This window comes from Bacillus sp. FSL K6-2819, from assembly GCF_038008305.1.
GTDB lineage: Bacteria > Bacillota > Bacilli > Bacillales > Bacillaceae > Bacillus > Bacillus amyloliquefaciens.
This window is the reverse complement of sequence record NZ_JBBOYV010000001.1, coordinates 2570525-2591496: the sequence shown is the minus strand read 5'-3', so window position 1 is coordinate 2591496 and position 20972 is coordinate 2570525. Positions and strand designations below refer to the sequence as shown.

23 protein-coding genes and 2 pseudogenes are annotated in these 20972 nt (G+C 42.7%); 18 read left to right on the top strand and 7 right to left on the bottom strand.

The window, feature by feature from the left end; genetic code table 11:
• Positions 1-47: 47 nt before the first annotated feature.
• Complete coding sequence (locus MHH91_RS13550) at positions 48-2003, top strand: fructose-specific PTS transporter subunit EIIC (protein WP_014470733.1); 1956 nt, start codon at positions 48-50, stop codon at positions 2001-2003.
• Between the two features lie 14 nt (positions 2004-2017).
• Positions 2018-2965, top strand: coding sequence for a mannose-6-phosphate isomerase, class I (gene manA / locus MHH91_RS13545; RefSeq protein ID WP_014470732.1), 948 nt, complete (start codon positions 2018-2020; stop codon positions 2963-2965).
• A gap of 134 nt (positions 2966-3099) precedes the next feature.
• On the opposite strand, the gene MHH91_RS13540 is transcribed toward manA, so the two are convergent.
• A complete protein-coding gene (locus MHH91_RS13540) occupies positions 3100-3816 on the bottom strand; it encodes a MurR/RpiR family transcriptional regulator (RefSeq protein WP_014472122.1) in 717 nt (238 codons plus the stop codon).
• Positions 3817-4018: 202 nt separating this feature from the next.
• Between MHH91_RS13540 and MHH91_RS13535 the strand changes: the two genes are divergently transcribed.
• The 8 genes and pseudogenes from MHH91_RS13535 (at position 4019) to MHH91_RS13505 (ending at position 9846) form a co-directional block, all read left to right on the top strand.
• The gene (locus MHH91_RS13535; protein WP_014470730.1) at positions 4019-4831 is read left to right on the top strand and encodes a Cof-type HAD-IIB family hydrolase; all 813 of its coding nucleotides are present in this window, start codon (positions 4019-4021) and stop codon (positions 4829-4831) included.
• Between the two features lie 34 nt (positions 4832-4865).
• Positions 4866-5669 (top strand): Cof-type HAD-IIB family hydrolase, encoded by an 804-nt coding sequence (locus MHH91_RS13530; protein WP_014470729.1) that lies wholly within the window; start codon positions 4866-4868, stop codon positions 5667-5669.
• A gap of 335 nt (positions 5670-6004) precedes the next feature.
• On the top strand, positions 6005-6505 hold the full coding sequence (locus MHH91_RS13525) for a DinB family protein (RefSeq protein ID WP_014470728.1): 501 nt from the start codon (positions 6005-6007) through the stop codon (positions 6503-6505).
• Between the two features lie 196 nt (positions 6506-6701).
• Positions 6702-6896 (top strand): annotated as a pseudogene (locus MHH91_RS13520) (hypothetical protein); the annotation flags it as partial.
• Between the two features lie 169 nt (positions 6897-7065).
• Complete coding sequence (locus MHH91_RS20845; protein ID WP_151907782.1) at positions 7066-7128, top strand: tetracycline resistance efflux system leader peptide; 63 nt, start codon at positions 7066-7068, stop codon at positions 7126-7128.
• 33 nt (positions 7129-7161) lie between these two features.
• Positions 7162-8538 (top strand): Tet(L)/Tet(K)/Tet(45) family tetracycline efflux MFS transporter, encoded by a 1377-nt coding sequence (tet, locus tag MHH91_RS13515; protein ID WP_014472119.1) that lies wholly within the window; start codon positions 7162-7164, stop codon positions 8536-8538.
• A gap of 98 nt (positions 8539-8636) precedes the next feature.
• Complete coding sequence (locus MHH91_RS13510; RefSeq protein WP_014470725.1) at positions 8637-8837, top strand: hypothetical protein; 201 nt, start codon at positions 8637-8639, stop codon at positions 8835-8837.
• A gap of 472 nt (positions 8838-9309) precedes the next feature.
• Positions 9310-9846, top strand: a complete 537-nt coding sequence (locus MHH91_RS13505; RefSeq protein ID WP_014470724.1) for an ATP-binding protein — start codon at positions 9310-9312, stop codon at positions 9844-9846.
• Positions 9847-10126: 280 nt separating this feature from the next.
• Here MHH91_RS13505 and MHH91_RS13500 read toward each other — a convergent pair.
• The 4 genes and pseudogenes from MHH91_RS13500 to sigK form a co-directional block, all read right to left on the bottom strand.
• A pseudogene (locus tag MHH91_RS13500) lies at positions 10127-10336 on the bottom strand (sigma factor-like helix-turn-helix DNA-binding protein); the annotation flags it as partial.
• 340 nt (positions 10337-10676) lie between these two features.
• A complete protein-coding gene (locus tag MHH91_RS13495; RefSeq protein WP_038462939.1) occupies positions 10677-11204 on the bottom strand; it encodes a PadR family transcriptional regulator in 528 nt (175 codons plus the stop codon).
• Entirely contained in the window at positions 11201-12043 is an 843-nt protein-coding gene (locus tag MHH91_RS13490; RefSeq protein WP_014470721.1) for a sialate O-acetylesterase, read from the bottom strand. The genes MHH91_RS13495 and MHH91_RS13490 overlap by 4 nt, the downstream gene beginning before the upstream one ends.
• A gap of 422 nt (positions 12044-12465) precedes the next feature.
• Positions 12466-13194 carry an RNA polymerase sporulation sigma factor SigK gene (gene sigK, locus MHH91_RS13485; RefSeq protein WP_014472115.1) on the bottom strand — a complete coding sequence of 243 codons (729 nt, stop codon included), beginning with the start codon at positions 13192-13194 and terminating at the stop codon, positions 12466-12468.
• A 455-nt stretch (positions 13195-13649) separates the two neighbouring features.
• Between sigK and MHH91_RS13480 the strand changes: the two genes are divergently transcribed.
• Positions 13650-14900 carry an MFS transporter gene (locus MHH91_RS13480; protein ID WP_014470717.1) on the top strand — a complete coding sequence of 417 codons (1251 nt, stop codon included), beginning with the start codon at positions 13650-13652 and terminating at the stop codon, positions 14898-14900.
• A complete protein-coding gene (locus tag MHH91_RS13475) occupies positions 14831-15346 on the top strand; it encodes a GNAT family N-acetyltransferase (RefSeq protein ID WP_014470716.1) in 516 nt (171 codons plus the stop codon). Before MHH91_RS13480 ends, MHH91_RS13475 begins: the two co-directional genes overlap by 70 nt.
• Before the next feature lie 15 nt (positions 15347-15361).
• On the opposite strand, the gene MHH91_RS13470 is transcribed toward MHH91_RS13475, so the two are convergent.
• Positions 15362-15988, bottom strand: a complete 627-nt coding sequence (locus MHH91_RS13470) for a TVP38/TMEM64 family protein (RefSeq protein WP_014470715.1) — start codon at positions 15986-15988, stop codon at positions 15362-15364.
• A 111-nt stretch (positions 15989-16099) separates the two neighbouring features.
• On the opposite strand from MHH91_RS13470, the gene MHH91_RS13465 reads away from it, so the two are divergent.
• The 4 genes from MHH91_RS13465 to MHH91_RS13450 all read left to right on the top strand — a co-directional run bounded on the left by MHH91_RS13465 (position 16100) and on the right by MHH91_RS13450 (position 18709).
• Positions 16100-16852 (top strand): peptidoglycan recognition protein family protein, encoded by a 753-nt coding sequence (locus MHH91_RS13465; RefSeq protein WP_014470714.1) that lies wholly within the window; start codon positions 16100-16102, stop codon positions 16850-16852.
• A gap of 114 nt (positions 16853-16966) precedes the next feature.
• The gene (locus MHH91_RS13460; protein ID WP_014470713.1) at positions 16967-17701 is read left to right on the top strand and encodes a polysaccharide deacetylase family protein; all 735 of its coding nucleotides are present in this window, start codon (positions 16967-16969) and stop codon (positions 17699-17701) included.
• Between the two features lie 69 nt (positions 17702-17770).
• Positions 17771-18502: an SGNH/GDSL hydrolase family protein gene (locus MHH91_RS13455; RefSeq protein WP_038462936.1), complete on the top strand. Its 732-nt coding sequence runs from the start codon at positions 17771-17773 to the stop codon at positions 18500-18502.
• Positions 18503-18577: 75 nt separating this feature from the next.
• On the top strand, positions 18578-18709 hold the full coding sequence (locus MHH91_RS13450; RefSeq protein ID WP_014470711.1) for a hypothetical protein: 132 nt from the start codon (positions 18578-18580) through the stop codon (positions 18707-18709).
• A 135-nt stretch (positions 18710-18844) separates the two neighbouring features.
• Here MHH91_RS13450 and MHH91_RS13445 read toward each other — a convergent pair whose 3' ends face one another.
• Positions 18845-18985, bottom strand: coding sequence for a sporulation histidine kinase inhibitor Sda (locus MHH91_RS13445; protein ID WP_003152850.1), 141 nt, complete (start codon positions 18983-18985; stop codon positions 18845-18847).
• 358 nt (positions 18986-19343) lie between these two features.
• On the opposite strand from MHH91_RS13445, the gene MHH91_RS13440 reads away from it, so the two are divergent.
• The gene (locus MHH91_RS13440; RefSeq protein ID WP_014470710.1) at positions 19344-19862 is read left to right on the top strand and encodes a YqeG family HAD IIIA-type phosphatase; all 519 of its coding nucleotides are present in this window, start codon (positions 19344-19346) and stop codon (positions 19860-19862) included.
• 2 nt (positions 19863-19864) lie between these two features.
• On the top strand, positions 19865-20965 hold the full coding sequence (yqeH, locus tag MHH91_RS13435; RefSeq protein WP_014470709.1) for a ribosome biogenesis GTPase YqeH: 1101 nt from the start codon (positions 19865-19867) through the stop codon (positions 20963-20965).
• Positions 20966-20972: the final 7 nt, after the last annotated feature.

Here is a 20972-nt window from a genome sequence, read left to right as displayed (position 1 = left end):
AAAGTTGAGACAAGATCTTGATATTCAAACGGCAGAGGAGGATTTATATGAAACTGTTAGCGATTACATCATGTCCGAACGGCATTGCCCATACGTATATGGCTGCCGAAAATTTGCAAAAAGCAGCCGGCAGATTAGGCGTTCAGATCAAAGTGGAAACCCAGGGCGGAATCGGGGTGGAAAATAAGCTGACTGAAGAGGACATCCGGGAAGCAGACGCAATCATTATCGCTGCGGATCGTTCGGTGAATAAAGACCGGTTCACAGGAAAAAAGCTGCTCGCTGTCGGAGTTCAGGACGGCATCCGCAAACCGGAAGAATTAATTCAAAAAGCACTGAGCGGTGAAGTGCCCGTCTATCAATCAGCTTCAAAAGCTGAATCTGGAAGTCAGCAGGGAAAAAAACAAAACCCGATTTACCGCCATTTAATGAACGGCGTTTCTTTTATGGTCCCCTTTATTGTAGTCGGCGGTTTATTGATAGCGGTTGCATTAACGCTTGGAGGAGAAAAAACACCAAAGGGCTTAGTCATTCCGGATGAGTCTTTTTGGAAAACGATTGAACAGATCGGCAGTGCTTCTTTTTCATTCATGATCCCGATTTTAGCCGGATATATCGCGTTCAGCATCGCCGATAAGCCAGGGCTGGTCCCCGGAATGATCGGCGGATATATTGCGGCATCCGGAAGCTTTTACGACAGCGCAAGCGGCGCAGGATTTCTCGGAGGAATCATTGCCGGGTTTTTGGCGGGGTATGCGGCGCTTGGAATCAAAAAATGTAAAGTCCCAAAAGCTATCCAGCCGATTATGCCGATCATTATTATTCCGGTGTTTGCTTCACTGATTGTCGGTTTGGCGTTTGTATTTTTGATCGGTGCCCCCGTAGCTCAAATTTTCGCATCTTTAACGGTTTGGCTGGCGGGAATGAAAGGTTCGAGCTCAATTCTCCTGGCATTGATTTTGGGAGCGATGATCTCCTTTGATATGGGCGGTCCCGTAAACAAGGTGGCGTTTCTTTTCGGATCGGCAATGATCGGAGAAGGAAATTATGAAATTATGGGGCCGATTGCCGTTGCCATCTGTATACCGCCGATAGGGCTTGGAATTGCGACGTTTTTAGGAAAAAGAAAATTCGCCGCATCAGAAAGAGAAATGGGAAAGGCTTCATTTACAATGGGCCTTTTCGGTATCACGGAAGGAGCTATTCCATTTGCAGCCCAAGACCCCCTTCGTGTAATCCCGAGTATTATGGCGGGTTCTATGACCGGCTCGGTGATCGCGATGATCGGCCATGTGGGAGACAGAGTGGCACACGGCGGCCCTATAGTTGCCGTGCTTGGGGCAGTTGATCATGTATTAATGTTTTTTATCGCTGTAACAGCAGGTTCTCTTGTCACCGCTCTGTTGGTTAATGTACTGAAAAAAGATATGGCGAAATCCCCCGTGCCCGGGGAAGCTCCGCCGGCTGCCGAACCAAATACAGCTGCAGCGGCAAAAGAAACCGAGGAACAATCTCAGGCCAGTCAAAAAGGCGGGATGACTGACATCAGCAAATTAACTGACATTATCAGCACAGACCTGATTGAACCGCATTTAACCGGAGAAACCAGGGATGACATTATCGATGAAATGATTCAGAAATTGTCCCGTAAAGGCATGCTGCTTTCTGACAGCGGATTTAAACAAGCAATTTTGAGCCGTGAACAGCAGGGAACCACAGCGATAGGTATGAATATCGCAATTCCGCACGGAAAGTCTGAAGCCGTCAGAACACCGAGTGTCGCATTCGGGATAAAGCGTTCAGGTGTTGACTGGAACAGCCTGGATGGATCCGATGCAAAACTGATTTTTATGATTGCCGTACCGAAAGAAAGCGGCGGAAATCAGCATTTGAAAATATTGCAGATGTTATCCCGAAAACTGATGGATGACAACTATCGGAAAAGGCTGCTCTCCGTACAGACAAAAGAAGAGGCGTTTGAGCTTCTGGATGAAATCGAATAAAGCGGGGGATGATCATGTCAATTGAACCGATATTTTTCAAACCGGTTTTCAAAGAAAGAATGTGGGGAGGCACCGCCTTGCGTGCTTTTCACTATAATATTCCGTCAGAGCGGACAGGGGAGTGCTGGGCATTCGCCGCTCATCAAAATGGGCAGAGCACAGTGCAAAACGGAAGGTATAAAGGATGTACGCTCGGTGAATTATGGGAGCATCACAGAGATTTATTCGGATACCTTGAAGGGGACCGTTTTCCTCTTCTTACAAAAATTTTAGATGCAGCCCAAGACCTGTCGGTTCAGGTGCATCCGAATGATGACTTTGCCAAAATGCACGAGAACGGAGAACTTGGAAAAACCGAATGCTGGTATATCATTGATTGTGAAAAAGATGCGGAGATTATTTTCGGCCACAATGCAACAACAAAAGAAGAGCTGGTATCCATGATTGAGCGCGGAGAATGGGACAGGCTCCTGAACAGAGTTAAGGTAAAGCCGGGAGACTTCTTCTTTGTTCCAAGCGGCACAGTTCACGCGATCGGGAAGGGCACACTCATTTTAGAAACGCAGCAAAATTCAGATACGACTTACAGATTATATGATTACGGAAGAAAGGATGCAGACGGCAGGCCGCGCGAGCTCCATTTGGAAAAAAGTGCAGAAGTCATAGACGTTCCATCATTCCGTGAACGGCCGACTGTTCAATATAAACAAACGGATGATCTGCTCGCAGCTATATTAATAGAATGTCCTTATTTTTCAGTCGAAAAGTGGGATGTAAAAGGTGAAGCAAATCTATTCCAGAATCATCCCTTCCTTCTTGTCAGTGTAATCGAAGGCGCAGGAATGATGGTTACCGGCGAGCAAGAACATCACTTTAAAAAAGGTGATCATATTCTCCTGCCTTCCGGTTTGGGAGAATATAAACTTACGGGACATTCAGAATGTATCGTGTCTCATCTGTAATTTTCAAAACCCTTCTCTGCCATCAGAGAGGGGTTTCTTAACGGTATTTACGGAAGTGTCGGCAGCTAAATATGTTTCATGATGATTAACCACGAAAGATTCCCATAGCGCATCGGTGCTCAAGATTTAATCTCTCAATTTGTATATTTCCGAGCCATAGATTCAAGTATGTACATAACGGGGATTTGGGTGGTGATTTTCGCATTTTCAACCCATTCTTCCGTCACGTAATATGACAGATTCACATCGGACATTTTGGCAATGGTTGAATGTTTATGATTTGTAATACTGATGACCCGGCTGCCTTCTTGCTTCAGCTGATTCAGGTGAGTCACCGTAGAATGGCCTTCACCTGAAACCGACAGAGCGATTGTTATGCTGTTATGGCGGAAATGGGAATGGACCGGAAAGTAAGGATCTTTAATATACATTGAAAGTTTCCCTAAGCATGAAAAATATCTGGCTCCGTATTCGGCAAGAATTCCTGAACTGCCCACTCCGATAAAAATGACGTTTTCTGCATCGGCCACAAGGGCGGCTGCTTCCTTCAGCTTTTCTTCCATGTCACCGCTTACTGTTCTTTCAAAAAACTCGGTAACGGAATGATGGGAGCTCTTTAAAGTTGTTTTTTTATCAGCTTCAGCATACATTTTGAGCTTGACCTTAAACTCCGAAAATCCTTCGCAGTTTATTTTTTTGCAGAAACGTAATATAGAAGCCGTAGATACGTGGGTTTCATCTGCCAATTCACGGATTCGCATATAGACGGCTTTCTCGCTGTTTTGGCAGATGTAATTGTATAAAGAAGTTTCAAGCTCGTTAAATGAAGCAATCATTTCGTGTGTGAACATGCAGGGGGATTCTCCTTTTTATGAGAATAGTGACCGTACATCTAATCGTAACATATTACATAGTGTTATATTCATGTGACAAATCACTTTTTGTGTCATTCAAAACAAGGCGTCGTCAAACGTTTACGTCACGGATCAACTGCGGATATAATTCGTTCATACGCATTATTTGAATGGGAGCGGCTGAAAAAAGGAGGACGATATGAGTATTAAACTGATAGCGGTTGATATGGACGGAACGTTTCTGAATGATGAAATGGCATATAACAAAGAGCGTTTTATGAACCAGTATCGTGAATTAAAAGCACGGGGAATTCATTTTGCCGTAGCGAGCGGAAACCAATATGCGCAGCTTATATCCTTCTTTCCGGAAATCGGGAATGAAATTGCTTTCGTTGCCGAAAATGGCGCTCTCGTCGTGAATGCCGGAAAAGAATTATTCGCGGGTAAAATGTCTGAAGACACAATAAAAGCAGTAATCCGTGCTTTAGAGCAGTATGAAGTGAAAAACGTCATTGTCTGCGGGAAAAAAAGCGCGTATATTCATGAAAATGCCAGTGAAGATGAATATCTGCATGCCAGTAAGTATTATTATGTGTTAAAAAGGGTGCCGCATTTTGAAAACATCAATGATGACATCTTTAAATTTTCCGTCAGCTTTCCCGCCGAACATTGTTCCGCACTGCTGAGCCATTTGAAAAGCACCATCGGATCTTTTGTGACGCCTGTATCAAGCGGACACGGTGACATAGATCTGATCATACCCGGGCTTCATAAAGCAAGCGGGATTCAGCTTCTTCAGGAACAATGGGGAATCAATAATGAAGAATGCGCGGCCTTTGGAGACAGCGGTAATGACCTGGAGATGGTGTCCGCTGTGAAATACGGAGTCGCAATGGATAACGCTCAAGAAAGCATTAAACAGGCTGCCGCGCATATCACGCAATCAAATAACGAAGAAGGGGTCTTAAACGCGATTGATTCCATTCTAAAATATGAAAAACCTTTTGTCTGAAAGAGACAGGGTTCAACTGCGGAGGTGCTGAACGATGATTAAATTAGTCATTACGGATTTAGACGGCACGTTTTTAAATAATCAAGGCAGCTTTGACAGAACGTTATTTGAAAAGACAAAAAAAGTAATGGAGGAACAGCGTGTCGCCTTCGCCATCTGTACCGGAAAGCAGTGTGAAAGGGTTGAAGCGTTGTTCGGAGAAGATGCGAAAGATTTTTGGATTTTAGGAGACAGTGCCACACGTATGAAAAAGAACGGCAAATTTGTATATGAATCTTTGATCAGCAATAAAGCGGGACTGTCAATTATAGAGGCTTTAGAAAAAATCAGCTGCGGGCACAGCATTATTGCATGCACAAAAAAAGGCGCGATGGTAAAAGAAAACTTGTCTGAAAGTGAAATGAGATATGTAAATGCCTCTTATGCACATGTAACGAAAATAGCTGATTTTACTGAGATAAAAGACGACTTTATCAAAATTACGGTTCATGACCCTCACGGCAACTGCCCGGAAACGAGAGAAAAGCTGCATGAATTTTTTCACCAGTTTTATATCGTAGCATCAGAAGATACCTGGATCGACATTTCAAATATCGGAATACATAAAGGAACAACAGTACAAGAACTGCAGCGATTATTAGGAGTTTCGCCTGATGAGACAATGGCATTCGGAGACGGCCGCAATGACAGAGAGTTGATGGAAGCGGCATCCTACAGCTTTGCGGTCAAGAACGCCATTGACGAAATAAAAGATGCGGCGCACTTTGTCATCAAATCAAATGAGGAAAGCAGCGTCATGCACACGATTATGAGAATATTAGCGCTGCAGAAACAATGAGAAAGCAGGGGTATGAACAAGCATTTTTGTATACGCTGGAGCAGAGTTAATTATTCTTTATCTTCAAACTTATTCATATTCTGGATCTCGTTCGTCCTGTAACAGGAATTTATCGTTTTTTCTTTATGAAGATTCACTCCTCAATTATATCCTTTTAAAATCTGTCACATCACCATCAGGAGCTCCATCAGCGGAAACTTTCTAAGCATTTGAAACTGAGGCAAAGCCTTTTTTCTTAAATCATGTTGGTATAAAGTTCTGTTCTTTTTAACTAAACGAAACACTATAATTGAACTGTAGATACATAGAAAAACAAAAAAGGAAGGAGGATTTTTGTGTTTCAAACCTTAGACCATTTTTTGAAATCTTGGGAGTTCGAAGCCGGTGCGACACAGAAACTGCTGAATCAGCTGACTGATGAATCACTTAAACAAGAAATCACTTCACAACATTGGACTTTAGGCCGTATTGCTTGGCATACTGTTGCTGCTATTCACATCATTACCTCAAACACCAACTTAACGTTTCATGCCCCAGCTGAAGATTATCCTGTTCCCGCTTCTGCTCAGTTTATAGCTGACAGCTATCATCAAGCCAGTAATGCATTTGTACAGGCGTTAAAAACGCAATGGACTGACAATACCCTGCAAGAATGTATCAACTTTATTGGTCAGCAATTGCCAAATGGTTCACTTTTGATGTTTTTAATTCAACATCAAAGTCACCACCGAGGACAAATGACTGTCCTTATGAGACAAGCAGGTTTAACTGTTCCGGGTATTTATGGTCCGGCAAAAGAGGAATGGATAACATTTGGTTTGGACGCTCCGAAATAGGCTTTTGTTGTAAGGGCTCGAATGAATAGATGATACCAATCGATGTTGGTATCTTTTTTGTTTTAGTCTTAAAGTTGTTAAACCGGTGTCCATGACATGCAGACGAATTAATCAGTACAGTTCAAAAGATGTAAAGTGAGGTCAGTAAATGCAGGAAGGTGATTATTATGATAACTAAAATGACTCGATTCAATATGTTTCAGGGAGAATTATCCCTTCATTTGAAAACAATGTTTGGACATATACAGAGGAGATATTTGCTGAACCTTATGTTTCAGCTTGTCATTTTTATGCCAAAAATAACTTTGTCATAGGAGCGGTCGATGCAATGCTTTATTCCAATTTTTCAACAGCAAATGAAATTGCGGTTTTTTGGTACTGTACATTTTAAATATAACAGTATTTGATGTTTGGTCATCTTGTTCATACAGCGGGTGTGTGTCGCAATGTTTCATAATATCGGATTGAGGATTTTTCTTTTTTTCGCACTCGAGCCTTATTGTTCTATACCTTAGTCTGTATATAATAAGATATATCAATCAATGCAGGGGGAGTTATGTATGAAGTGTAAAAAAAAGAACAGGGTGCAATTAAAAGAGGGAAGCGTATCAATGGCCCTATAAACTGCGTCTGCCCTCATTAATGGAGGGGAAATTGTGAATACGCCTTATTCACAGTCAACTTTACGGCACAATCAAGTGTTCATTTGGCTTTGTGTTCTGTCATTTTTCAGCGTATTAAATGAAATGGTTTTGAACGTCTCATTACCTGATATCGCCAACGATTTTCATAAACTGCCGGCGAGTGCAAACTGGGTAAACACAGCCTTTATGTTAACCTTTTCCATCGGAACTGCTCTGTATGGAAAGTTATCAGATCAGCTGGGGATCAAAAAGCTGCTCCTATTTGGGATTATGGTAAATGGCTTCGGATCGATCATTGGATTTGTCGGACACTCTTTCTTTCCTGTCCTCATTCTGGCACGGTTTATTCAAGGGGCTGGTGCTGCCGCATTCCCGGCTCTTGTGATGGTTGCAGTAGTGCGCTATATTCCGAAAGAAAACAGGGGGAAAGCATTTGGTCTGATCGGGTCTTTGGTGGCAATGGGGGAAGGTGTCGGACCAGCTATTGGCGGAATGATCGCTCATTATATTCATTGGTCATATTTGCTGCTTATTCCAACAGCAACAATGATTACTGTTCCATTCCTGATGAAACTGCTGGAAAAGGAAGAAAGAATCAGCGGGCGCTTTGATATGACGGGGATTATATTAATGTCTGCAGGTGTCGTGTTTTTTATGCTGTTTACGACATCATATAGACTATCTTTTCTGATCATCAGTATTCTAGCTTTCCTGATATTTGTAAAACATATTAGGAAAACTCAAGAACCTTTTGTTGACCCTGCACTGGGGAAAAATGTCTTGTTTATGATTGGCGTCCTTTGCGGCGGACTGATATTCGGCACTGCAGCAGGATTTGTGTCTATGGTTCCTTATATGATGAAAGATGTTCACCATTTAAGTACTGCGGCAATTGGAAGCGGGATTATGTTTCCCGGAACGATGAGCGTCATCATCTTCGGTTACATTGGAGGATGGCTTGTTGATCGGAAAGGTTCTTTGTATGTGCTGACCATTGGAATTGTATTGATGTCTTCCAGTTTTTTAATCGCTGCCTTTTTTATAGATGCCACACCCTGGCTCATGACCGTTATAATCGTTTTTGTTTTTGGGGGGCTCTCCTTCACAAAAACGGTTATATCTACAATTGTGTCTGGCAGTTTGAAACAAAAGGAAGCCGGCGTCGGAATGAGTCTGCTAAATTTTACGAGCTTTTTATCAGAGGGAACGGGCATTGCGATGACAGGCGGTTTATTATCAATCCGCTTGCTGGATCAAATGCTGCTGCCTGTTAACGCTGATCATTCCGCTTATTTGTACAGTAATATGCTGATTCTTTTTGCAGGAATCATCGTTATGAGCTGGCTGGTAACCATGAATGTCTATAAACGTTCACGGAGAAATGACTAAAAAGGGAAAAGGATCAAACTTGATAAAAGTTTAGATCCTTTTTTTGAGGAGCTTCCTTATTCAGAAACCTTTTGTCGATCAACGAAAGGAGAGTTAAGGTGAATTACATTTATAAGAAAAAGGAAAAGAAAAATGGAAATTGTATCATTTCAATCAGAGATAAAAGGGAGAATGCGCTTATTGAGTTTGAACAAAAAAATAATCAAATTGAGATCGTGATCAATTATCGTAACGAGAAAACAACCAAGTTTTCACTGCCGATCGAGACTTTTGAGAAAGTGTATGAGGATATAAAATAGGTCGGAGAGAAAGTTAATCATTCTGTGTGATGGTTAATAAATGATAAATAATATGGAGCCATTAAAGGACGGAGCTTGGCGACTCTGATGGATATTGCGCCGGCGGACATTGCCTGCACCGATTATTAAGGGATTAGCGGAATGAAAAGAAGCGGGAATTTCAGACCTGCTTCTATGACATTATTTTCCCTTCGATTTCTTCCGCATCTCCTTTTCCGCCCGGTAAAACTCAGTTTTCAGGTCATATACCTCGAGATGAAAAAAACTTACAGACGGTAATCTAAAATTTGATTCGTTAAATATTATAGGGAAATCACGATTTAATAAGGACTGTTTTCGTAAGCAGTATGGGTTTTAACACGCATCTGGATTCCCTATCAAAGCAAAGGTTTTTGGGGATTTATGTTAAAATAATAGTAAGAACCTTGTGCAGCGGACAGGGAGTTTCGTTGCTTCATAAGGAGAGGGAACTATGAAAAAAAATATTCACATACTGGGAGCCTCTGGAGTCGGAACTTCAACATTGGGTGTTGCATTATCAAAGCATTTGCCTCATACGCATCTTGATACTGATGATTACTATTGGACAGATAAATTCACTAAAAAAAGAGAAATTCCTAAAAGAAGAAAGCTGCTTGAAAAAGACTTGACAATCAATGAGAAATGGATTCTTTCTGGCGCAGTGTGCGGCTGGGGCGATGATCTAAAAAGTTATTTTGACCTTGTCATCTTCTTATGGGTTCCGCAAGATATACGGCTTGAGAGATTAAGGCATAGGGAATTTCAGCGTTATGGAAACGAAGTGTTAGCCGGCGGCAGTAAATATGAACAATCAAAAACATTTTTAGAGTGGGCTTCTTTATATGATAATGCTGGAATGGAAGTTAGAAGTAGAGCTTTACACGAACATTGGATGGCAGATTTATCTTGTCCATTGTTAAAAATTGAAGGAGATTACTCAGTCAATGAAAGAGTTGATCGTGTCTTGGATTATCTGAATTCTAATTAAACTAACGGATGGAGATAACTGAACCAGAAAATAAATCCAAATGTCAGTTTGTCTGTTGTGAAGTGATTTATTTTCGGCAGTATCCCACAACAGACAAGTGATTTGTTCTTCGGTGAGTTCTCCGTATTAAAAAGCCCTCTCATAACGAGAAGGGCTTTCCGCCTTTTAATATTTTCTCCTCAGAAAGAAGGGGAAGGCTTTATCCGTTTATCCCTCGTATAGTTTATTAATCAGCTCTGTAAACATGGGGGGTTACAATAATTGGTTAAAGCGAGCGTTGCTAGGAGTATATAAATATATTTTTGGAATTTTTTGAATCCAAACAAATATCTTTAAAAAAAGTTACCGGAAACATCTTCATCAATGCGCGTTTTTCAATCCGGGAGACATAGCTCCTTGAAATGCCGAGCTCCTTCGCGATCCCGCGTTGCGTTTTTTCTTTTTTTAAATCAAGCCCGAAGCGGCCGACGATCACTTCTTTTTCGCGGTCTTTTTCATAGGAAAAACGTCCAATTGGAGGGGTTTAATATCAATCAATTGAAAGTTGTTTACGCAGAGGTATATAAAAAATTTTAGTTTATGTCGAGAACGATGTTCACCTTCACTGCTTGTTCAATAGCGGAAGAAGGAGAAAAATCAGTTGACTTACTTGAATACTATTAATACGAAGGATTGAAAAAGAAGAACACACAGCAGATGATTCACTTGCTCTTGTTGGGGGCAAGTGTTGACAACCCTATTACTGGTTTAATTAAAGAAGGAGTATAAAACCTGTATCAATGATGTTACTGGATATCTGCGACACAGGTTTTATATTTATTATGCAATAGTCACTCTATTTCTGCTTTCAATTTTTCGAACCACTCTAAATTAACCAAGTGATGTGAACGGGAATTTTCATTCATACGGCGAAAATAATTGATTGTGCCGGGAATTTCTTGAGTGATGGACAGGTATTCATCAAGGAGCTCGATTCTAGCTTTAGTCTGGTCGATTTGTGATTGAATCAGATCCAGTAATTTATTTTTGTCGAATTCATCGGCAAAGAGTAACGCCCCATAAAATTGCAGGTTCACATATTCCGATTTGGTGCCGTATTTGATCATTAATTTTTCGAATTCTGCCCTTCCCGCTTCTGTGACTTTAAAGTTACGGATTTCACGCCCGCTGGTTGAGGGTTTCTGCTGAATCTGTTCAATCAAACACTTTTCTTCAAGTTGCTGCAGATTGTAATAAAATGAACCTTTCGTGAAGTTAACAATGTATTTGTAATGACGTTTTTCCATTAAGGCCAGAAGTTCATAGCCGTGAGCTCCGGGGTTTTGGATTAACAAGCCAAGGATAAGTAAGGGAATTATGATTTCATCACCTTCGCCATCCGCGCCTCAAATTCCGCGTACGTGATTTTACCCGAAGCCAAATCCATACTATGAAGGTAAATCTGTTCTGTTTTAGAATAGTCACCATTCACTTTCAGTGATTGCTCCTCTCCCGAAATGGGTTTCAGGATATGGCGCTTTTTCGAAAAAGCCTCGAAATAGCGGTAACCGAATTTGCGTTGTGAAGCTGCGTCTAAATGAATGCCATCAGGATTCGCAGTCAAACCTGTTGCAGTAACAAAATAACAATTCTGTTGTTCATTAGCAAAATGCAGCAATTGTTCATTAACCTGTCGAAATTCAGTCGCGTGCTGTCCAAAACCAGTCTTCCCAAGAAAGTCACCAAGCCCTCCAATAATCAACGGTACCTCATCAAGTTTCAACTCGTTTCTTAGCGTCTCGATGATAAGAGTTAATTTCTCGTAATAAGTTTCATGTAGCGAACGATAACTGTCACTCTCACCCTGGTGCCAAAGGATTCCACAAATTTGACTGGACCTGAGGGCGAAGCGGGCTTCGGACAAAGCATGCTGAAAAAGGATGCCTTCCGGATGCCAGTCATTCAATGAACTGCCGCCTTCCGCACAAGGGATCAAGCCAATTTCTTCATCGGGATGAGCTTTCGACCATGCATCTGCAAAAGATGCCGCCAGGCCAACGCCGGAAACCGGACGGTCGTAATTAATCGGCTCTGTCATCATCTGCCACTGTCCATTGCGCAGCATTTTTATTTTTTCATTATAGATAGGATCTACTTCATTCAAAAATCCACGGCCCGCCATATTCGACTGCCCCAACATTAAAAAAGACTTTATCATCTAATTTTTCACTTCTTTGCATCAATATTTTAGTCTAATTAGACTATAGTCAATTCAGCTTGTCTTGTAAAGTTTAAATAAGATTTTATTAGTATGTATGAAAATCAAACTAACATTGAAAATTTTTAATAACGATCTTCCACAATCGGGTGGGATTATTGAACAAGAACTAATGGAGTGATACATATTAGACATGACTAATATGTCACTCCTTATTTTTATGGTTTTTTTGAGATGAATAATGAAAAAAAACAACAAAAACCCTGTCTTGTAAGGGTTCCTATGAGGTTCAAAATCATTTTTCATAGGAAGTACGTTCAATGATGGAAGATTGAGTGTGGAAGAGTTTCTTAATAACACCGCCACCATGACTGACATAATAAAAAACAGAAAAAGCCGGAATGTCAGATCCGGCTTTTCGCTCACTTTCCCTTCGCCTTTTTCCGCTTCTCTTTCTCCGCCCGGTAAAACTCATGAAACATCTTCATCAATGCGCGTTTTTCAATCCGGGAGACATAGCTCCTTGAAATGCCGAGCTCCTTTGCGATCTCGCGCTGCGTTTTTTCTTTTTTTAAATCAAGTCCGAAGCGGCCGACGATGACTTCTTTTTCGCGGTCGTCTAAAATGTCGATATATTTTTTGACCTTTTCAAGCTCCATGTTGAGCTGAATGGTGTCAATCACATCCTCACTTTCCGACTTGAGGACATCGATCCGGCTTATTTCATTCCCTTCTTTATCCTGGCCGATCGGATCGTGAAGGGAGACGTCTTTTTTCGTTTTTTTCAAGGCGCGCAGATGCATTAAAATTTCATTCTCAATACATCGTGCGGCATAGGTGGCAAGCTTCGTGCCTTTTCCTGCTGAATAGCTTTCAATTCCTTTAATCAGCCCGATTGTACCGATGGAGATCAGATCTTCTGCGTCTTCTCCCGTGTTTTCGAATTTTTTTACAATATGGGCGACCAAACGGAGATTATGTTCGATCAGCATATTGCGGGCGTGTTCATCTCCTTCAGCCATAAGGTCTAAGTATTTTTTCTCCTCATTATTTGAGAGCGGTTGTGGAAAGGCATTATTTTTCACGTATGATACTAAAAACACGAGTTCTTTCACAATAAACCCGAGCGCTGCAAAAACACCTGTCACCATCCTCACCTCCACAAAGTTATGTAGGCAAAAGCCTATATGTAACTGTATGTGGCAGTCAGGCTGTCTGTGTCTGTACAGGGAAATTAATCAAAGGCAGGTTTTATTTCTGAAGGCCTCTTGATTTTTTTTGATTGAGCCTGTATATTGTTAAAAAAAGTAAGAGCGAAAAGAATATACGCAAAAAGCGCTGAAGAGAAGAGTAGGCAGATATCATTCATGACAGAGAGCTCCGGGAGCTGGGAAGGAGTATGAATGGATGTGTTGAAACAAACCTCTTAGCTTCGCATCGGAATCATGCAAAACGAGGATGATGCGGCAGATACTCCTGTTACAGAGTAAGCTTTGTACCCGGCAAGGCCGGCACCAAACCGAATTGAGGTGGCATAGCGGGCTGTTTCCCGTCCTCAAGACTTCATTGTCTTGAGGGCGTTTTTTTATTTTTGAGGGGGGATATGATGAAAAACCGGAAGTCTTGGCGGTACCCGGTGCTTTTGTTAACCGGAATCGGGATAGCAAACATTGGAGAATGGATTTATTTTTTGTCTCTTAATCTCATTGTCTTAAAAGAAACGGGATCTGCTTTTGCCGTTTCCATTCTCTATTTAATCAGGCCCGCGGCTGTTTTGATGACAAATGGCTGGGCGGGCAGCATCATCGACCGGTGGAACAAACGGAATATGATGATGTCGCTTGATTTCATCCGGGCTGCATTCATTGCCGTTCTGCCGCTGATGTTTACTGCACGGTCTCTGTTTTCCGTTTATTGTATCGTGTTTTTGATTCAAATGGCCAATGCGATGTTTCGTCCATGTTCCATGGCGTACGTGACGATGCTTATCCCGGCCGAAAGGAGAAAACAATTCAATTCACTCAGGGCGTTGCTGGAATCAGGGGCTTTTCTCCTCGGACCGGCTGCGACTGGGCTGCTTTTTATCATCGGCACGCCGATTTTTGCGATTTGGGTGAATACGGCAGCTTTAATGCTTTCCGGTATTATCACAATGATGCTGCCAAACCTTGAAAATGAACCTCATGTACATTCTCCCAGACAGAAGCTTTCTTTTGCAGTGTACAAAGAAGACTGGAAGCTCGTATATCGCTTCAGCCGAACGGCGCGAAACGTCATGATCATTTATTTTTTATTCAGTCTGGTCATGACCGTTATGTTGTCTGCGCTTGATTCGCTTGAAGTCGCTTTTGCAAAAGAGGTTCTTCAGCTGACTGATGCTGATTACGGTTTTCTTGTCAGTGTGTCTGGGGCGGGCGTTATTGCAGGGGCGCTTGTCAATGTGTTGTTTAATAAAAAAATACCGGCTTCTTTATTGATGGGAATGGGCTCTTTATTCACAGCTGCCGGATATATGATTTATGCGCTTTCTGATGGTTTTTGGACGGCTGCTTTCGGATTTTTCTTTCTGGCTTTTTTCCTGGCATTCGCCAATACGGGATTTCTGACGTTTTATCAAAAGAATGTTCCGGTGGACATCATGGGGAGGGTGGGGAGCTTTTATTCATTAGTTGAAGCCGGCTTCATTATATTGATAACGGCCGTGTTCGGAGCGGCGGCAGTCAGTTCTTCCATCCGCCATATCGTCATCACAGGCGCTGCCGTTATGCTGATGTTGGCAGCTGTTTTATGCTCATTCTTAATTGCGGCCTCAAAAAGGAGGACACCCGATGTATTTCAAGCGGATCAATCAATTTAAACAAACATAAAGAGACGGCCGTTTCATTTCGGGAAGATTCGTTTCTCGTCAGCTTTGGCACGGCGGCTCAATTTAATAAGGATGAATATCTCAGATGGCTGTCATCCCAAATCAAATGCTTTCCCGACGGTTTTATGCTGCTTTTTCATAACGGGCAGCCGATCGGACAGCTTGAAGCCTCCGTCAAATCGTACGGTAATCAAAAAATCGGTTATGTGCACCTTTACTATATTACTGAGCAGCAGAGGGGAAGGGGGTGCGGAACGAAGCTCCATCAATACGCGAATCAGTTTTTCAGAACGAACGGTGTTTCGGAATATCATTTCAGAGTTTCTCCGGACAATAAAACGGCCCTCTCATTTTACAAAAAGAAAAACCTGGAAGCGGTCGGTTCGAAATTGAACGGAAAGGTTCTCAGAATGAGAGGAGCCGTACCGCCGGAATAGGGGGCGGTACTCGCTTCATTTTTTCGTTGTTTTTAAAAGACCGGGAAACTTTTTATAAATGACTGCCATTAACACGAGCATATACATTCCGTAAATCCCGAAAGACAGCAGTTTGTTGCTTGTAAATGAAGCGCCTGCGACCGTCACGATCACAATGTTCGGAATTTTGCCGAGCGCTGACGCGGAAAAAAAGATCAGCCATCGTATGTTACTCAGCCCGCAGACGGTATTCATGGCAAGCGACGGAATAATCGGAATCAGCCGCCCGAAAAGCACCGCCGTAAACGCGTGCTGATGAAATGAATCTTCATATTGGGCTGCGGCCGGGTAAGCACGCAGCTTTTTTCTGGCCCAGTCTCTGAATCCGTAACGGACGAGAAAAAACAATGCCATTGTTCCGAGCATCGCGCCGGACAGTGTAATCCACACCCCGTTTACAATCCCAAAAACCGCTCCATTTAAGGCCGCGATAATGGCGAATGGAACAATCGGAAAAAATACGTCTGCTGCAACCAGCAGGATACTCATAAGGACGGCGTACATTCCGCCTCCCCGAATCATGCCGAGCCAGACGTCTTTTTGCATAAAGCCGATCATCACGACAGCAATGATGACGGCAAGACTGAATCCTTTTTTTATCATTTGCACGTTCACCTCTTTTCAAATAGTATACAGCACAAATCTATCTCCTTCTATTAAAACAGGCTGTCCGATAAGCGTGTTTCTGCATTATTTAATAGGGGAGGGGATAAAATGGTATCCATAAAAAAAGACCTGATACCGAAATCAAACGGCAATCGGCCGGGATATGCCATGAATCCGGACTATATTACCATTCATAATACGTCCAACACGGACAAGGGCGCAGACGCGAAGATGCATGCAAATTATGTGAAACAGCCGGATACTGCCGTCAGCTGGCACTTTACGGTGGATGATTCTGAGATTTATCAGCATTTGCCGCTTAATGAGAACGGCTGGCATGCCGGTGACGGAACAAATGGGACAGGAAATCGGAAGTCAATCGGAATTGAAATTTGTGAAAACGCTGACGGTGATTTTGATAAGGCAGTGAAAAATGCGCAATGGCTCATTAAAAAGCTCATGAAAGATTATCATATACCTCTTGACCGCGTCGTTCCCCATAAAAAATGGTCAGGAAAGAATTGCCCCGACAGGCTGCTGAACAGCTGGGAATCCTTTAAAAAAGGCATAACCGGCACTGACGACTCTGCAAATAAGGCGCCTAAAATCTACCCGCTGCCTTCAGGAATCATTAAACTGACGACCCCTTATACAAAGGGCGAAAAGGTGACTCAAGTGCAAAGAGCCCTTGCCGCCGCTTATTTTTATCCTGATAAACATGCGAAAAATCATGGAATCGACGGAATATACGGACCGAAAACGGCCAATGCCGTAAAACGTTTTCAAACAATGAATGGTTTGCAGGCTGACGGGATTTACGGTCCGAAAACAAAAGACAAGCTGGAAGCGGTGCTGTCATAAATCAGTATCACCTGCTTCTTACAGCAGAAGCGGGTGATGTACATAACTTAATGTGCAGAATGATTTTTAAAAAAGGGGACACGTTAACAGTAGTGTTTACTGGAGGTGTAAACGTTGAGATGCTTTCATCTGATCATCATGATATGCGTCCTCGCGAGTCTCACTGCCGTGTCCGCCGATGCGAAATCATTAAAAAGAAGTGACATGGAGAAGACGGGAAACGTGTACTGGGATATAAGGTCTGAAAAAAAGAAACTATCTTTAACCTTCGATGACGGTCCCCATCCTGTCTATACGGAGGCTGTGTTAGACGTGTTGAAACAGCACAATGTTAAAGCAACCTTTTTTTGTATCGGGAACCGTATAGACAAATACCCTATTACGGCAAAGCGCATCATTGAAGAAGGGCATGAAATCGGCAACCATACGATGAACCATGTTTATTTTCACCGGCTGAAACGCAAAGAAATTTTAAAAGAGCTTCACAGCTCCGCGCAGCATATCAGATCGCTTCAGCCGGAAGGGGACAAGTTATTCCGCCCGCCGGGAGGATCGCTGAATCATACGGCTTTCAAAGGCATTTTAAAAGAGGGCTACTTTATCATCATGTGGTCATGGAACCAAGATCCGATGGACTGGAAAAGGCCCGGAAAAGGAAAAATCGTCAGGCATGTTGTCTCACATGCCAGGGATGGAGATATCATTCTTCTGCATGACGGAGGAGGAAACCGGCGCCAGACGGTTGAGGCTTTGAAAGAAATCATTCCCCAGCTGAAAAAACAGGGCTACACATTTGTTAAGGTTTCGGATTTGATCGGACAGGAATCCGGCCCTTTTCATATTCATTAAAGAGAGCGCCGCGTTGAAAGCCGCAAAAGAGATGTGTACCATAGGATGTAAGGTTTGGGGGGAGAGAAAATGAAGTTTGCTGTTCTTTTTATTACGATAACCTGTCTGTTATCGGGATGCGCCGCAGGCAAAGAGAAAAGTGTTGTCGCGTTCGGCGACAGCAATACGCGCGGTTCCAATTGGGATTATCGTGATTATCCAAAGGCGCAGCAGTGGGTAAACATTTTAAAAACAACGGAACGCGGCCGTCTTACGGTTGTGAATGCGGGAATAGGCGGCCAGACGACTGAAGATGCGCGCCTGCGCTTTCAAAGCGACGTGATTGACCGTAAGCCCCAATATTTATTTATCATGTTCGGAACAAATGATGCGGGCATTTTGACGGGAGATCAGCCGCGAGTATCAAAGAAAAGGTTTAAAGAAAACCTGACTTATTTTATAAACGAAAGCCGAAAACACGGCATAAAGCCGATCTTAATGACGTGCATCCCGGTTATAGAAGGAAACGGAACGCATCATCTCTATTACTATTCAAGATATAAGGCCTCAGCCTTTAAAGAAAAAGGCGGAGCGAGGAAATGGCATAATTCCTATAACGGCATTACAAGACAGGTTGCAAAAGAGTTAAAAGTGCCTCTGGTGGATAACTGGAAACACTTTATACGCGCGGACGGCGGCAAAGCTACAGACCGGGCGCTGATCCAATCCGGACTGATTGATCCTTCCGGAAATCACATGACGCCAAAAGGGGCCAGAATCTTAATTGAAGGCATAAAAAATGGGCGGGTTTTGGAACGCTGACGCTGTCAGCTGCCTAAGCCGTTTTGCTCCTGCATCATAGGCTGTAGAAAAACATCTTTTTGGAGGCGATATGCTATGAACGGCGGTTTCCCTCCGCAATATCCTGTATGCCCGCCTCCTCGGGTGAATGCGGGGTACTGGTACGCATTTTTTGTCGTCCTGCTCGTCGTTTTTCTCGTTCTGGGCGGTCTGTATTGGTTCAAATAATAACAGCCGTCCTCTTAAACACCTCTATTTTAGGGGTGTTTTTTGTTGAAAGTGGTAGTAAAGCGCATAACCGAAGTGATATAATATCAGTCATCTGAGTAAAAAAAGGAAATTCGCCCGGAAAATTTTTTCTGTTTAAGAAGAAACGGAAATAATGTGTCCGAGCGATCTTCTTTTGATTTCGTTTTCAATTAACTCGATAAATTCACGGCTCAAATTCATTTCATTGGCTTTGAAATAAGATTCTATTAGTAATTCATCAGAAAGCTTTCTCATGCCGGGGACCCAATTAATGGGAGTGGCACCTCCTTAATAATTGTAATCAATCATCAGACGCAAGCATATGATGAAGGTTGCGTTTCAATCATGGTGAGGTTATCTTTAATCTACCATGAAATACAAATAAGAACAATCGTTCTGTTATCCACACTCACAAGTGGATAACTTGTTAGTATCTTGTTTATAATTTGGATAAATCCGGATGTAATAAGAGTGGATAATGTGTGTAATTTTATCCACAACTGGTGAAGAAACCTAATTTTTGTCGAAATTTTTTTGCTCAGTCCGACTTTATTTTTAAATCTGACAGATTTCGACATATAGATGATAGAAAGAAAAGGGAAGGGTGCGGGTTTTGTTAAAAAAGTTTTTTTTACCTGACGAATTTGTGAAAAATATATTTCATATCACACCGGAAAAGCTCAAGGAGCGCAATGTGAAAGGTATTATCACTGACCTTGACAACACGCTTGTGGAGTGGGACAGACCGAGTGCGACACCTCGATTAATCGAGTGGTTCGAAGAAATGAAGGAGCACGGCATTAAAGTTACGATCGTCTCCAATAATAATGAACGAAGAGTGAAATTATTCTCGGAGCCGCTTGGCATACCGTTTATTTATAAGGCAAGAAAACCGATGGGGCGCGCCTTTAAAAGAGCCGTCAGCAGCATGGATCTGAAAAAAGAAGACTGTGTGGTCATTGGCGACCAGCTGCTTACTGACGTTCTTGGCGGAAACAGACATGGGTATCATACGATCCTCGTCGTGCCTGTCGCTTCCTCTGACGGGGTCATGACGCGCTTTAACCGCCGGATTGAACGGAGAATATTGAGTTCTTTGAAACGTAAAGGCCATATTCAGTGGGAGGATTAGAAATGGAAAAGGTTGTTTGCATCGGCTGCGGAGTAACGATCCAGACCGAAGATAAACAAGGTCTCGGGTATGCGCCAAAGGCATCCCTCACAAAAGAGAATGTCATCTGCCAGCGTTGCTTCAGACTGAAAAACTACAATGAAATTCAAGATGTTTCATTAACGGATGATGACTTTTTAAATATCTTGCACACAATCGGCGATACTGACTCTCTTATTGTCAAAGTCGTTGATATTTTTGATTTTAACGGAAGCTGGATAAACGGACTGAACCGCTTTGTCGGCGGTAATCCGATCATTCTTGTCGGCAATAAGGCCGATATCCTTCCGAAATCCGTAAAACGGGAACGCCTCGTTCAATGGATGAAACGCGAAGCGAAAGAATACGGCTTAAAACCTCTTGATGTCTTTTTAATCAGCGCTTCCCGCGGACAAGGAATGAAAGAAGTCATTGACGCCATTGAACATTACCGCGAAGGCCGCGATGTGTATGTGGTGGGCTGTACGAATGTCGGGAAATCAACGTTTATCAACCGGATTATTAAAGAGGTCTCAGGGGAAGAGAATATTATTACTACCTCTCAATTTCCGGGGACGACGCTTGATGCAATTGAAATCCCGCTTGATGACGGATCTGCGCTTTATGACACACCGGGAATCATTAACCATCACCAGATGGCGCATTACGTGGACAAGCGTGACTTAAAGGTGCTGACACCGAAAAAAGAACTGAAGCCGCGCACTTTTCAGCTGAATGAGAAACAAACGCTTTACTTCGGCGGGCTCGCACGTTTTGATTATGTTTCAGGCGATAAATCGGCGTTTGTCTGCTATATGCCGAATGAATTGATGATTCACAGAACAAAGCTTGAAAATGCTGACGCCTTATACGAAAAGCATGCGGGTGAACTGCTCACCCCGCCCGGAAAAGATCATTTGGATGAATTTCCGGAGCTTACGGCCCACACGTTTACGATTAAAGAAGGAAAGACGGATATCGTTTTTTCCGGTCTCGGCTGGGTCACGGTGCAGAACGCAGATAAAAAAATAACGGCATACGCTCCGAAAGGCGTACACGTATTTGTCCGCCGATCATTAATATAGAGAGAAG